The sequence below is a fragment of the uncultured Lacinutrix sp. genome (genome assembly GCF_947500605.1).
GTDB lineage: Bacteria > Bacteroidota > Bacteroidia > Flavobacteriales > Flavobacteriaceae > Lacinutrix.
This window is the reverse complement of the sequence record NZ_CANMSJ010000002.1, coordinates 318,976-333,855: the sequence shown is the minus strand read 5'-3', so window position 1 is coordinate 333,855 and position 14,880 is coordinate 318,976. Positions and strand designations below refer to the sequence as shown.

At 31.7% G+C, this 14,880-nt stretch carries 12 protein-coding genes; 8 read left to right on the top strand and 4 right to left on the bottom strand.

Annotated elements, in window-relative coordinates; all coding sequences use genetic code 11:
* Nucleotides 1–6: 6 nt before the first annotated feature.
* Nucleotides 7–2,685, top strand: coding sequence for a carboxypeptidase-like regulatory domain-containing protein (locus Q0935_RS04620; RefSeq protein WP_299382807.1), 2,679 nt, complete (start codon nucleotides 7–9; stop codon nucleotides 2,683–2,685).
* 200 nt (nucleotides 2,686–2,885) lie between these two features.
* On the opposite strand, the gene Q0935_RS04615 is transcribed toward Q0935_RS04620, so the two are convergent.
* Complete coding sequence (locus Q0935_RS04615) at nucleotides 2,886–3,476, bottom strand: carboxymuconolactone decarboxylase family protein (protein ID WP_299382804.1); 591 nt, start codon at nucleotides 3,474–3,476, stop codon at nucleotides 2,886–2,888.
* A 57-nt stretch (nucleotides 3,477–3,533) separates the two neighbouring features.
* Here Q0935_RS04615 and Q0935_RS04610 point away from each other — a divergent pair, with 57 nt between their 5' ends.
* From Q0935_RS04610 to Q0935_RS04590, 5 genes are all read left to right on the top strand, one after another.
* The gene (locus Q0935_RS04610) at nucleotides 3,534–3,956 is read left to right on the top strand and encodes an OsmC family protein (RefSeq protein WP_299382801.1); all 423 of its coding nucleotides are present in this window, start codon (nucleotides 3,534–3,536) and stop codon (nucleotides 3,954–3,956) included.
* A gap of 136 nt (nucleotides 3,957–4,092) precedes the next feature.
* Nucleotides 4,093–5,784, top strand: coding sequence for a single-stranded-DNA-specific exonuclease RecJ (gene recJ, locus Q0935_RS04605; RefSeq protein WP_299248995.1), 1,692 nt, complete (start codon nucleotides 4,093–4,095; stop codon nucleotides 5,782–5,784).
* Nucleotides 5,785–5,802: 18 nt separating this feature from the next.
* The gene (locus Q0935_RS04600; protein ID WP_299382798.1) at nucleotides 5,803–7,074 is read left to right on the top strand and encodes an MFS transporter; all 1,272 of its coding nucleotides are present in this window, start codon (nucleotides 5,803–5,805) and stop codon (nucleotides 7,072–7,074) included.
* A gap of 81 nt (nucleotides 7,075–7,155) precedes the next feature.
* Nucleotides 7,156–7,815 (top strand): peptidoglycan-binding domain-containing protein, encoded by a 660-nt coding sequence (locus tag Q0935_RS04595; RefSeq protein WP_299382796.1) that lies wholly within the window; start codon nucleotides 7,156–7,158, stop codon nucleotides 7,813–7,815.
* Nucleotides 7,816–7,943: 128 nt separating this feature from the next.
* Entirely contained in the window at nucleotides 7,944–8,585 is a 642-nt protein-coding gene (locus Q0935_RS04590; protein WP_299382793.1) for a hypothetical protein, read from the top strand.
* Here Q0935_RS04590 and Q0935_RS04585 read toward each other — a convergent pair.
* From Q0935_RS04585 to Q0935_RS04575, 3 genes are all read right to left on the bottom strand, one after another.
* Entirely contained in the window at nucleotides 8,582–9,334 is a 753-nt protein-coding gene (locus Q0935_RS04585) for a UDP-2,3-diacylglucosamine diphosphatase (protein WP_299382791.1), read from the bottom strand. The two genes, Q0935_RS04590 and Q0935_RS04585, sit on opposite strands and share 4 nt — an antisense overlap.
* Nucleotides 9,335–9,531: 197 nt before the next feature.
* Complete coding sequence (locus Q0935_RS04580; protein WP_055436306.1) at nucleotides 9,532–9,981, bottom strand: 6-carboxytetrahydropterin synthase; 450 nt, start codon at nucleotides 9,979–9,981, stop codon at nucleotides 9,532–9,534.
* Nucleotides 9,982–10,120: 139 nt separating this feature from the next.
* The gene (locus tag Q0935_RS04575) at nucleotides 10,121–11,455 is read right to left on the bottom strand and encodes an MATE family efflux transporter (RefSeq protein WP_299382786.1); all 1,335 of its coding nucleotides are present in this window, start codon (nucleotides 11,453–11,455) and stop codon (nucleotides 10,121–10,123) included.
* 90 nt (nucleotides 11,456–11,545) lie between these two features.
* Between Q0935_RS04575 and Q0935_RS04570 the strand changes: the two genes are divergently transcribed.
* Together Q0935_RS04570 and Q0935_RS04565 are read left to right on the top strand one after the other, a co-directional pair.
* A complete protein-coding gene (locus tag Q0935_RS04570) occupies nucleotides 11,546–12,343 on the top strand; it encodes a universal stress protein (protein ID WP_299249016.1) in 798 nt (265 codons plus the stop codon).
* 169 nt (nucleotides 12,344–12,512) lie between these two features.
* Complete coding sequence (locus tag Q0935_RS04565) at nucleotides 12,513–14,879, top strand: hybrid sensor histidine kinase/response regulator (RefSeq protein ID WP_299382779.1); 2,367 nt, start codon at nucleotides 12,513–12,515, stop codon at nucleotides 14,877–14,879.
* The last annotated feature ends 1 nt before the right edge of the window (nucleotide 14,880 follow it).

Here is a 14,880-nt window from a genome sequence, read left to right as displayed (position 1 = left end):
ACATTAATGAGTTTTAAACTTTATTTTATTCTTTTTTTGCTTTTTATAGCAGGATTTTCTCTAAACGCCCAAAATATAACCGTTTCGGGTAAAGTACAAGACAGCCTAAAAACACCACTAGATTACGCTAATATTCTTGCAGTACCAGAAAGAGATAGTGAACTCCGTTTTGCTATTACCAAAGACAATGGTGGCTACCAATTAAAATTAGAGCAAAACCAAACCTATAAAATTACAGTAAGTTATTTAGGCTATTTACCTCAAGAAATAGTTATTACTACAACTAAAGAAAACCTAACTAAAAACTTTACACTACAAGTAAATCACAATCAGCTAGACGAGGTTACATTAAACTACACACCACCAATAACTGTAAAAAAAGACACTACTATTTACCGCGTAGATAAATTTGTAACAGGTGAAGAACGCAAACTAAAAGACGTTTTAAAAAAATTACCAGGTGTAGAGGTCGATAGAGCCGGAAATGTAACGGTTCAAGGTAAAAAAGTAACCAAAGTATTAGTAGAAGGTAAAACCTTTTTTACAGGCAATAGTAAACTAGCAGTAAACAACATTCCTGCAGATGCTGTAGACGAGATCGAGGTTTTAGACAATTACAACGACGTTGCCATGCTTAAAGGTTTGCAAGATACCGAAGACCTTGCCATGAATATTAAACTAAAAGAAGACAAAAAAAACTTTGCCTTTGGCGACGTTGAGGTTGGAGCAGGCATTAAAGACCGTTATGTAATACACCCAAACTTATTTTATTACAGCCCAAAAACAAATGTAAACTTAATAGGCGATTTAAATAATACAGGCTCCAAAAGTTTTACGTTTAGAGATTACTTAGAATTCGAAGGTGGTTTTGGTAAGCTAATGAGCGATTCTGGTGGCTACTTTAATTTATTTAATAGCGACTTTGCACAGTATTTAACAAACCAAGATTTTAAGAGCAATACCAACCAATTTGGTGCCTTAAACATTAGGCAAGCTATTAACGAGGTCACAGATATTTCTGGTTATGTTATTTCTAGTAAAGCAAAAGTAGAAACCCAAAACAACATCACTAACCAATACAATTTTGGCGAGCCTTTTACAGAAAACAGAACGACTACAAATAATGCCAATACCTTTTTTACAATAGGTAAAGTAACCATAGATTACGATCCAACATTTAAAGAAGACTTTGCTTATAATAGCTTTGTAAAAGTAACCAATAACACTAGTAATGGTTTAATAAACACAAATAGTATAAACCAAAATAATACCATTAATACACTTACAGATATTGTAGGTTTAAACCTTAAACAAAACGTAAGTTATAGCAGGAAACTATCTAAAAAGCACACAGGAACGCTAGAAGCAACATACAATTATAAAAACGACGAACCTCTAGTAAACTGGCTTACCAACCAAGAAATTTTACCAGGATTAATACCATTACAAACCGATGCCGTTTTTAATATTTTGCAAACAAAAACCGTAAAAACGCACAATGCAAGTGCTATTGTAAAAGACTATTGGGTTGTAAATAATTTTAACCATTTGTATACGAGTTTAGGTGTAAATGCAGCATTTAATAGTTTCGAGAACCAAGATGTACAACAGTTAAGTAATGGAGAAATTAATAATTTTAACTCAGCTGGTTTTGGTAACGCTTTAAAGTACAATTTTATAGATACGTTTGTAGGTTTAGAATATAAATTCCAAACAGGTATTACTACGTTTAAACCTGCTTTATACTATCATTTTTACAATTGGCAAGTTAACCAGCAAGACTCTCAAATTAGTAAAACAAAAGCCTTAGCGTTACCGCAGCTAACCATTAAAACCGAATTTAATTCTAGTCAGAAATTAAATTTCAAGTATAAATTAAATGCACGTTTTCCAACCGTAAACCGTTTGGCAAACAATTTTATGTTATCTAGTTTTAATAGTGTCTCTCGTGGGAATCCAGATTTAGATAATACGTTATATCACTCAGCAAGTTTAACATATTACAAATTTAGTTTATTCAAAAACTTAAATCTAAATTTAAGTACAAGCTTTAATAAAAAAATAAAAGACTATAAAAGTGTAACGCAGTTAGATGGTATAAATCAATTTAATACACAAATTTTATTCGAGCAACCAGAACATAGTTGGAATATAAATGGACGAATTGCCAAGAAAATTAATAAAATTAAATATCAATTTAGAGGCAGTTACCGCTATCGTGATTTCTTTCAGATTGTAAATACCGAAACCAATAAAAATATTTCTAAAAATGTATCTGGAACATTAAGTGCAGAAACATCTTTTAAAAAGCATCCAAACATAGAAATTGGGTACACTAAAGATTTTAATAATTATCGCTCAAGCGGAAGTATTTCTAAGTTCGAAAACGATGCCTTTTTTGTAAATCTTGAATACGATTTTTTAGAAGATTTTATTTTTAAAGCCGATTACAATTTAGATAACTACCAAAATAAAAGTTTAAACATTAAGAACACTTTCGACACTGCTAACGCATCACTTTTTTACCAAGTAGAAGATAGCGCTTGGGGATTCGAGATTAATGCAACGAATTTGTTTAACACACAATTTAAACAAGACAATAGTTTTAGTGACTTTTTAATTAGCGATAGTAAAACATTTATTCTACCAAGAATAATCATGTTTAAAGTGGCTTATAAATTGTAAATGCTGCCCGCGAAAAGGATGGAACGGTTTGTTTGAAATCCTTTTTTTTTGAAAAAAGATTGAGTAGTGACAGCCCGTTTTTTGCTTTTTCAGCAAAAATTCGCCAAAATAATAGACTAAAAAACCTCACTATTTCTAGCAAGGTTTAATCTATTGTATCTAAAAGCAAAGCGCTCTAAAAATCTAATAATCGAGACTATCTAAACATGCTTTCCAACCTCAAAACCATGTTTCCCTAAGTATTGATCTCCACTTTCAATAGCATCACCTTCAAGTGTTGTTCCCATAGAATCGTTCCAACGGTTTAGGTATCCAAATAAAGAAATTACACCTAACATTTCTACAATTTCACCTTCGGTCCAATGTTCGTGTAAACGTTTTTGTATATCTGCATCAACAGTATTTGGAACTTGAGAAGCTGCTAAAGAGAAGTCCAACGCAGCACGCTCTGCCTCGTTAAAAGCAGCATGTGTTCTATATTCCCAAATATTATCTAACTGCTCTTGTTCTGCTCCATAACGCTCTGCAGCACGAATAGCGTGTGCTTGGCAATAACGGCAACCTGTGGCATTACTAGAAACCCAAGCAATCATACGTTTTAAGGCTGAGGTCACTTTACCTTCGTTAGCCATTACGGCTTTGTTTAAATTTATAAAAGCTTTAGAAATGGCTGGTCTGCGTTGCATGGTAAGCACAGAGTTTGGGCAAAAACCTAAAGTTTCATTAAAGAACTCTGCTAGTTTTTTAGTTTCTAAATCGTGTTCGGCATCTAAAGGCGTTACTAATGGCATATATTTGTTTTTTAATAGTATTTTTGAATGTATCAATAAACGAAAAAATATTCAATTATGGCAGATAAAGTAACAACTGTTTGGAAAGAAAAAATGATTTTCGAAAGCGATAACCCAAGTGGTTCTAGTTTTAATTTAGGTGTGTCGGAAGAAGATAACGACCCTTACAAATCTTTAAGACCTAAAGCAGCAATGCTATCAGCTTTAGCAGCTTGTTCTGGTTTAGATGTGGTTTCTGTTGCCGAAAAAATGAAAACAGAGTTTAGCGATTTTAAAATAGAAGTTGTTGGAGAATTAACAGACGAGCACCCAAAAATATATCATACAGTAACTGTAGATTATCATTTTTATGGTAGCGATTTAGACGAGAAAAAGATAACAAAAGCGGTAAACCTTTCGGTAGAGAAATATTGTGGTGTTATGGAAATGTTTCGTCAGTTTTCTAAAGTTGAAACTAAAATCAATTTTCATAATAATTAAACTATTGTCATTCAGAGCGAATTGAGGATTCCCATGTAAAGAAAAGATTCTTCGTTATGCTCTGAATAACACTTAAAACAAACAAGAGTTTGAGTAAGCAAACTACTCACTTATAACTATTCATTTTCACTTAACCATGCGTTGGACTTTAAAACCGAAACCAAATCTTGAAACTGTACAATTTTTACAGCAAGCATTGCAGGTCGATGAGCCCGTTGCAGCACTTTTAGTACAGAGAGGAATAGAAACTTACGAGCAAGCTAAAGATTTTTTTAGGCCAAGTTTAAGTCATTTGCACGATCCTTTTTTAATGAAGGATATGCAAAAAGCGGTCGAGCGTATTGAAAAAGCAATAGCAAATAACGAGAATATATTAGTTTATGGCGATTACGATGTAGATGGTACAACAGCAGTATCGTTAATGTCTTCGTATTTAAAAAGCGAATATCCCAATGTTGCCACTTATATTCCAGACCGTTATGGAGAAGGTTACGGTGTCTCTTTTCAAGGCATCGATTTTGCCGAAGACAATAATTTTACGCTAATTATTGCTTTAGATTGTGGTATAAAAGCAATTGATAAAGTCGCTTACGCGGAAGAAAAAAACATCGATTTTATAATTTGCGATCACCACAGGCCAGGAGATAAAATACCAAATGCAGTAGCCGTTTTAGATCCTAAACAAAACGATTGTAATTATCCTTATAATGAGCTTTGTGGTTGTGGAGTTGGTTTTAAACTAATACAAGCCTTAGCCTCTAGAAAAGGAAAAACGATTGAAGATTTAGTAGAATATCTAGATTTGGTAGCCACAGCAATAGGCGCAGATATTGTACCTATTACTGGAGAAAATAGAATTTTGGCTTATTTTGGTTTACAAGTTATTAATCAACAACCAAGAGCTGGTTTTAAGGCGATAATAAATCAAATTAAAAAAGAAACACTAACTATTACAGATGTTGTATTTGTTATTGCGCCAAGAATAAATGCTGCTGGTAGAATGAAACATGGTCAATACGCGGTAGATTTATTAACCGAAACCAATGTTAAAGCTGCCGAGGTTTGTGCAAAAGAAATAGAAGATTTTAATACCGACAGGCGTGAAACAGATAGACAAATTACAATTGAAGCTCTCGAGCATATTGAAAAACAAAAAGAACAGAAAAGGATTACTACTGTTGTTTATAGCAAAGACTGGCATAAAGGTGTTATTGGTATTGTTGCTAGTAGATTAATAGAAACGTATTACAGACCAACATTAGTGTTTACAAAAAGTGGCGATAAATTAGCAGCTTCTGCACGCTCTGTAAAAGGTTTTGATGTTTATAATGCGTTAGAGGCTTGCTCTGAACATATCGAGCAATTTGGAGGCCACAAATACGCTGCTGGTTTAACGCTTAAAGAAGAAAACTACGAAGCCTTTAAACAAAAATTTGAAGAAGTAGTAGAGGCTACAATAGACAAAAGATTATTAACACCAGAAATTACAATAGATAGACAAATTGAACTTAACGATATCTCAGATAAATTCTACAGAATATTAAGTCAGTTTGCACCTTTTGGACCAGGTAATATGTCGCCAGTTTTTATGAGCGATAATCTTAAAGATACCGGTTATGGTAAATGTGTTGGCGAAGACGATAAACACTTACGAATTACCGTAAAACAACCCAATAGCAATCAAATAGTCTGCATCGGTTTTGGTTTAGGCGATAAGTTAAGCGTGGTTAAAAGTACTAAACCTTTTAAAGCAACTTATTCTATAGACGAAAACGAGTGGCAAGGCAATGTGTCTTTACAGTTGAAATTGCGAGATATACAGGAATAAAAATAGTGTTTTAATACAATGAATAAAATTAAAAACGATCCCTACGCAGCATTGCGTTTTAAAGAATTTAATACCTTTTTAACCATGCGCTTTTTCTTAGTTTTTGCATGGTCTATGCAATTTATTGTTATAGAATGGCAGGTGTATGCTTTAACTAAAGATCCTTTGTCGCTTGGTATTATTGGTTTAATGGAAATTATTCCAGCTTTTACTATGGCATTATTTGCTGGGCATATTGTAGATCAGCGCGAAAAACGAAACCTACTCGCTATTTGTTTAGCAGCTTTTTCTATTATAAGTTTTGCTTTGTTTTGGCTTACTTCAGAAACAGTTTCTCAAACATGGTCTAAAAACAGTTTATTATATTCTATTTATGCTTTAGTGTTTTTTGGAGGTTTTTTACGCTCATTTTTTGGACCTACTATTTTTTCATTAGTAGCTTTAATTGTACCAAAAAAAATATATCCAAACGCTGCAACATGGAATAGTTCTACTTGGCAAATGTCGCGTGTTTTAGGTGTTGCTTTTGCAGGTTTTTCTATTGGTTGGATTGGTGTGCATCTATCTTTGTGCATTGTTTTTTGTTTAGTAATGGCAGCATTAGCGATGGTGTTTCAAATTTCTAAAAAACCAATATTAAATCCTAAAATAGGTGAACCTGTTATGGAAAGTTTAAAAGAGGGCGTTAGTTTTGTGTTTAAAACAAAAGCAATATTAGGCGCTTTAACATTAGATATGGTTTCGGTTTTATTTGGTGGAGCAGTAGCGCTTTTAGCGGTTTTTGCCGAAGATATTTTAAAAGTAGGACCACAAGGTTTTGGTATTTTAGTTGCAGCACCTTCTGTTGGTGCTTTTTTAACAATGTTGGTTACAGCGTATATTCCTATTAGTAAAAATGCAGGTATAAAATTATTAGTTGCTATTTTTGGTTTTGGTGTTTGTATTGTTGTGTTTGGTTTATCGTCAAGCTTTTGGATCTCGGTTGTAGCACTGTTTTTTAGTGGTGTTACAGATGGTGTTTCTATGGTTATTAGACAAACGATATTACAGCTTAAAACACCAGATAATATGCGTGGTCGTGTTTCTTCAGTAAATTCTATGTTTGTTGGTAGCTCTAACGAGCTAGGTGCTTTTGAAAGTGGTGTAACAGCAAAATTAATGGGAACAGCAGCAGCAGTAGTTTTTGGAGGAACTATGACATTAATTACAGTGGTAACCACTGCTATTGTATCTCCAAGTTTTAGAAAACTAGATTTAACTAAAGATTTCGAATCTAATAATGAGTCTTAATCGTTATAACGGTCTATAAATTCAAATTCTCTTATATTTGTTTTCGCTAATAATCTGTTTTTATTTTAAATAAATGCTTCCATGAAAAAAATACTTCTTGTTATACTTGCTATTATTGTTTTAATTTTTGGATACTCTCAATACAAAGAATATCAACGTTTTCATCCTAAAAACGCAAATTTAGAAGCTTCTAAAACTATAGATGTTAACTATCATAATCAAGAAACAGTTTTTAATTACTATGCAGCTTTAGAGAAGGCAAATAATTACATGCAAATGCAATGGAGTGCTAATGGCATAGATGTAAGAAGTCCAGAAAATGACGATGAGCAAACGACATTGGTAGTAGCAGAGTATGGAGAAAAGGTAGCAGAAGTAAATTACTACCAATCTATTTTGGAGCAATCAAAAACGCTTAAATCTCAAGGTTTAGATAATGATGGTGTAAAGTTTTTAGAAACTAATGGCCTATCAATAGATAGTTATAATAAAGCCGAAGATAAGCGTAAGCAAAAACAATTATTACTCGATATGATGCCGAAGAAAGCATTGTTTATGGGAGAAAAGAGTCCATTTGTTTTCGAAATACAGAAATTGTTAGTTAAAAAAGGTTACGATATTCCATTGGATGGAGTTTATCAAATTATTACATCTGATGCACTTAAAAGTTTTGAAGAAAAGAACAGTTTATTTCCAGATGGTAAAATTGATTTAATGACTTTAGATTTATTACTAAATTAAATTACTATATTTATCATAATAGATTATTGCCCATAATTTTTTAATTATAAAAACCTATAACACTGTTAACTAAAGTACTTTTTAAGAACCTTGCATTACTGTTAGGTGGATTTAGTATCGCTATTTCAATGACAACATATAGTGGGCTTGAGTTTTACTCTAAACCATTGTTTCACGTTGTTCTATTGATTGCTTACAGTGTTTTATCAAAAAAAATTAAGCCCTTATTTTATTTGTTTTACCTAAGTGCTATGACTGTAGAGTTCATGGATAAATCTACCATTGTCTTTAGTATGCTCTGGGTCATATTGGGATATTCAATATGTTTTATTAGTGGTGTTGTATTATTATTTCCTTTGTTAAAAAAAGGAAAACTAAGGCTTATAGGAATAAATCGTCTCTTTGCTTTAATAGTAATTGCCTCTTTAGGATACATTATACTCTCTACCTATATAACGTTTCTTAGCGAACTTAATACCAGTCTATTTTTTGCTTTTGGAATACTTCCGTTTACTGCTTTTTTAGTAAGTTGTTTTTACATTACCTCTGTATATAGTCACTCTAAAAGTATTTATTTGTTTTTAACAGGTATAGGATATAGTATAACGTGTCTTCTTGGTCTTATTGTTTTGGCTTTACAAGTGAAGAATGTAATGCTTTTTGGATTTATAAATCTAAGTACAACTGTAGCCCAATTTTGTTTTGTGTTTTTTATGATTGATTTTGAAGAAATACTCAAACATAAAAACATTACGGCTTTCGAAGTTTAGTAGTTTTTTAGCTCCATAGTTTCACCATCAAATACTCCGTAGGTATAATAACTTACCCAATCTCCAAGGTTTACATACCGAGATTTATCGTTTAGCTTAATATCTAAAGGTAAATGCCTGTGTCCGAAAATAAAGAAATCTCTGTGTTTATTTTCTAATTTACGCTTGCAATATTGTGCCAACCACTCATTGTCTCCTCCAAGAAATTTAGCATCATCGTCTCCAGAAATCATTTTATTTTTAACCGACAGGTGTTGCGCTATACGTATACCAATATCTGGATGTAGCCATCTGTAAAGCCATTTAGAAACAGGATTGGTAAACACTTTTTTCATGCGTTTGTAACCTTTATCTCCAGGACCTAAGCCATCTCCATGACCAATAAAAAATGAGGTGTTATTAAAAGTGAATTCTTGTGGTTTGTGGTAAACAGGAATATTTAGTTCTTCTTCAAAATAACCATTCATCCATAAATCGTGATTCCCAACAAAGTAATGGATTGGGATTCCAGAGTCGCTAATTTCGGCTAGTTTACCTAAGGTTCTAGTAAAGCCTTTAGGAACTACGGTTTTATATTCCATCCACATATCGAACATATCGCCAAGTAAAAAAATTACTGCAGCATCTTCTTTTATCTCATCTAGCCAAGCAACAAATTTTTGTTCGCGAGGAAAAGACAACTCCTTTGTAGGAGCGCCTAAATGATTATCTGAAGCAAAATATATTTTTTTTCCTTTTGGAATTTGCATGTTGTAAATATAATTAATTACTAAAATCGCAGGAATTTATAATTATTTGGGCGTTACCTAAAGGTCGGGCTTTCGCAAGTCGCTCTCTGCGAGGAGCTTCAACAATTGCTCAATCCCTAACGCACCTACTTGCTGTTTCCTTTATCTTCACAAAAATTATAGCTTATTAATAAAGAGATTCCTGCCTGCGCAGAATTCTAGTTTTCACTTGCATACCACTCTGCATAAGAACTATCGGTTTCCTGAAGTTTTAAAGAGTGTAGTTGTATATTTTCTGGTAAACGGTTTTTAATTTTTTTAGCAAAATCAATAACCATCATCTCACTTGTTGGTTGGTAATCTACTAAAAGCACATTGTGACCTCTATCTTGAAGTTCTTTTGCAAGCTCTACATGTGGTGTGTTTTTATTAAATACGGTGGCATGATCGAAGACGTTTACAATTTCTTCTTTTACAATTTTTTTAAGATCCGTAAAGTCTATAACCATTCCGAATTTTACGTTTGTACTGTCCGATATTGGTTGTCCAAAAACGGTTACCGATAGTTTGTAACTGTGTCCATGAACGTTTTTACATTTTCCGTCGTAGCCATAAAGTGCGTGACCAGTCTCGAAAGAAAAAAGCTTAGTTATACGTATATTTCCCATTATCTGCGGTTCTTGTATCTATTGTAAATATAGATTATAATAATAACGAAGGCTAAGATGGCAAAAAAGCCACTACCTCCTAAAAAGTTTAATATTTCCATTTTGTTTTATTTTATTAAGCCAGAGGCTTGCGCCAAAGTTAATTCTTTTGTGATAGTGGTAAAAATTCTTTTCTAAATTTTATGATTAATGGTAGTCCGCGAACAGCAATCCATAAAGTTAATGCTATAAAAATACCTGTTAATTTTAAATTGTAGTAGTCCAGAACGTAAAGTGTAGGTAGGAAAACTAAAAAGGTGGATGCTAATAGTAGGTTTCTTAAATCGGCCATTTTACCAAGGCCTTTAAACATGCCGTCGAAAATAAATGCTAAAGCACATAAAGGTTGCATTGCTAAAACAATCCAGAAAACACTATAAAATTGATCTAGAACTTCTGGTTCTTTTATAAATATTTCACCAATAGAATAGTAAAATAAAGCTCCTGAAATGGCAATAATAAGCCCAATGCCGATGCCGTATTTTATTAACCGGTTACTTAAAAGTATAAGTTTACTGTATTCTTTACCACCTATTAATTTTCCTGAAAGAATATTACCTGCGCTGGCATAACCATCTATTAAAAAAGCACCTAGAAACCATAAGTTAATAGCTATAGTATATGCTGCAATGTATTCTTTGCCATATCCTGTGGCAAACCTAGTAGCGAAGTAAAGTGTTACGTTTAAGGCTATGGTTCTAATAATTAAATTACCAATCATTAATAAGAAACGTTTTATTTCTTTGTTAAAAGGGAAACTAAAAACTAATGGGATGTCTGTTTTTTTAAGAAGATAGTAAGCGGAAAGTAATGCCATTAAAAATTGAGCAATTACACTTGCATAAGCTGCTCCTTGAATATGCATTGCAGGAATAATGTTTGCTATTCCATAAACAAATGCATAGTCTAAAATAATGTTTGCAGTAGCACCTATTATTGCAATAACCATTGGGTAATATGTATTTTGCAGACCTCTAAAGGCACCAAAAACAGCAATGGTAAATAGTGTAAAAGGAAAACCAAATACACGAATATTATAGTAGTCTACCGAATAATCTAAAATTAGATTTTTGGCATTATAGAGTTTAAATATAGATTCGGCAAAAGGATAAGTGGCTGCTATAATTAATATACTTAGAGAGGTAATAATAAAAATAGCTTGAGCAGGTAGGTTTTTAACTTCGTCTAATTTATTTGCTCCTAAATATTGCGAAACTATAGAAGAAATAGCACTTCTTGTTTGCCCAAATACCCATATTAACATAGATAAAAAAGTAGAAACAATACCAACCGCAGCAAGAGATTCTGTAGCATTTAAACTTACATTTCCAACTATTGCAGCATCGGTTAATGATAGTATAGGTTCAGCTATTCCTGCAATAAGTGCAGGAATAGCTAATTTATTTATATGTTTTATGCTTATATTAGTACTCAAAAGGAATTGGTTTTTAGACAATGCGAATGTCGGAAGATTTAGTATAAAAACTGTATTTTTGTTGTCTAAATAGTCTTAAATTTATATATCATGAAAAATATTTTAGTACCTGTAGGATCGTCAAAAAACGCTAAAAGTCACTTGCAATACGCCGTTGATTTTGCAAGAGCAACAGGCGCTAAACTATTTGTTGTACAAGTGTATAACTTTTATACTAAAGCCGGAACAATGATAAAAATAGATCATATTCTAGAGCGAGAAAGTAAAGCTTTTTTAGAGCATCATGTATCGCAAATAGACCATAAAGGTGTTGAGGTTGTTACCAAAACGTTTAAAGGTAAATTAATTGATACTATAAACTTAATTAGTAAGGCTTTTGATATTGATATGATTATTTTAGAGCCAAGAACAAACTCTATTAAAGATGAGGTTTATTTAGGAAAAACATCTGGAAGAATTATTAAGCAAACAAATATTCCAGCTTTAATTGTACCAGAAGACTATGTTTTTAAGCCAATTGATTCTGTTTTATTTGCGCTAAAATCTGCGGTTATTAAAAGAGAAGAAGCTTTAAAACCATTAAAATCTATACAAAATAGCTTTAATGCTAAAGTAGATTTGCTATTAGTAAAAACGCCTTTTTATAATGATGAAGATTTTATTGTTAGTAGTGAGTTAGAAAGTATCATTACTAATATTACAAAATCTGAAAACCCTACTACTTACCAAGGTGTTTTAGAAAACTATAAAGCTAGTAACCCAGATATGTTATGCGTTGTAAGACGTAAGCGTGGTTTTTTTAAAAAACTATGGGAAAAGAATATTATGCTTAAAAAAGATTTTCATGTAAGTGAGTTTCCTGTGCTTGTACTTAGTGGTTTAAAGTAAGCCTTTTTTTTATTACAAGTATTTGTATTTCAGTATTTTGTAATAAAACAAAAATTAATTTTTTTTAAAACTATTTTTTGTTTTATTACGTATGTAGACTGTTCAACTATTATTTCCCTCAATAAGTAGTTGTACTTGATTTTTTTGATAATAAACCTAAATCAACAAAATGCGTCAAGTATTAATATTATTTATGAGCCTAGTTTGTTATGCATCATTTGCACAAAATGTTGCATACAATCCAAATAAAAGTAAAGGTAAACTTTATGAATATGCCCAACTTGCTAAGGCAGAGAATGGAGATATAAACATAAATTCTATCCTTGAAGATGAGAGTAATTTAAAGTTTACTACTTTAACTTCCGAAAACCAAAGTGTAGGATTTTCTACAGATAATTATTGGTTAACTTTCGATCTCGAAAATTCTTCTAATACACCTGAAATTTACTATTTACAAACCGCTAGGCCAGTTACAGATGTAGCTAATTTGTTTCAAGTAGCTAATAAAAATAATATTACTGAGTTTAAAAGTGGAGATGCCATAGCTTTTAGCGAACGCCAAGTAGAACACCGAAAAACTATTTTTAAAATAGAGTTGCCAAAAAACAGTACACAACAATTTTATTTACATTTAAGGAGTGATGGAGAGACTTTAAATCTTCCACTTGTATTACATACAGAAAGTCAGTTTTGGAAATCTAATTACACAGAGCAATTGTTCTTAGGTTTTTTCTACGGCTTATTGTTTTTGGCTACAGTAGTTTACTTGTTTTTCTATACAAGCTTATCTAATAAAACATTTTTATACTATAGTATTTATGTGTTCTCTATTGCATTATTACAGTCTGCTCTCGATGGTTTGATTTTTCAATATTTATTACCTTCAGCAGGCTTTATAAATGATCGTGCTGTTTTAATTACTGCGTTATTTTCTAACTTCTTTTTATTAAAGTATTGCGAGTATTTTTTAAAGGTAGAATCTATAAGTAAAACTATTAAAATTGCTTTTAAAATACTTTATGGAATAATAATAGTATTAGGAGTATTGTTGTTTATTAATAACGAGACCAAAGCTATGGTGTATCCCATGTCTAATGTTAATGGTCTAATGAGCTTAATATTAATTTTAGTAACCTTGTTTTATTCTCGTTATAAAGACCATAAAATTGACACTTTCTTTTCTGCAGGCATTTTCTTTTTAGTGATTGGTTTAATGGGTTTTGTTATGAATAATTTAAGCTTGTTGCCTAATAATTTTGTTACACTAAATAGTGCGAAATTTGGTATTACGTTTGAAGTTATATTTTTATCGTTATCGATGACAAATTTAATTAAAGACTTACGTTTAGAGAAAGAAGAGTCTCAGATGTTGGCACTTAGTAAATCGGAAGAAGTTAGTGAGCTTAAAAGTTATTTCATGTCTAATATTAGCCATGAATTAAGAACACCTATTAATGCAATTATGGGTATTGCAGAAGATGAACTTGATAAAATATTGGATCCAGAAAGTAAAAAAAACTTTGAAGTAATTAAACATGCTTCGCTGAGTTTATTGAGTAATATAAACGATATTTTAGATTTTGAAAAAATAGAAAAAGGAGAGTTAAAACTTAGAAAAGAAGTTTTTAATCCTAAAGAAGTTGTTACCCAAATTAGTAAAAATTGGCAACGAACAGCCGAAAGTAAAGGTTTAAAATACACTTTAAGTATTAGCGATTCGATTCCTTATAAAATTGAAGGTGATGTAGAGCGCTTTACTCAAGTTGTAAATAATGTTCTAAGTAATGCTGTAAAGTTCACTGCTTATGGGAAAATAGTTTGCGCTATAAAGGCTACTGAAAAAGAGAACGGTCTCTCTGAAATAATAGTTAATATTTTAGACACGGGAGTAGGAATTTCTACTGATAAAAAACTGAATGTATTTAATAGTTTTGGTCAAATGCGTTTGAATGATAAACGTAGCTTTGGTGGAGTAGGTCTCGGCTTAAGTATTGTAAAGCATTTAATAGATTTGTTTGGAGGTACTATTACTATAGATAGTGACGAAGGTAGAGGCACAAACGTTTCGATGAAAATGGAGTTTAAAATTATAGAGCAAGTAAATACTAAGTTTAAAGACAGTATTGCAGGAGTAGACATAAATGCTCTAAAGGTATTGGTTGTTGAAGATAATTTAATGAACCAAATGATAATGCGTAAAATGCTAAATAATTTATCTATAACAGATTACAAACTTGCTGCAAATGGAAAAGAAGCATTATATCTTTTAGAAAATAATGCGTTCGATATTATTTTAATGGATTTACAAATGCCTATTATGGATGGTTATGAAACAACAGTAATTATTAGAAATAATCCTCCTGGTAATATTAATAAAAATATACCAATTATCGCTGTTACTGCAGATGCTACAGATACGGCAAGACAAAAAGTAATGGATGTAGGAATGAACGATTATATTACAAAACCTGTTAATAGAGAGTTGCTCTCAAGAAAGATTAATGAGCATAATAAAAATGTTTTAAAAATAGCATAGC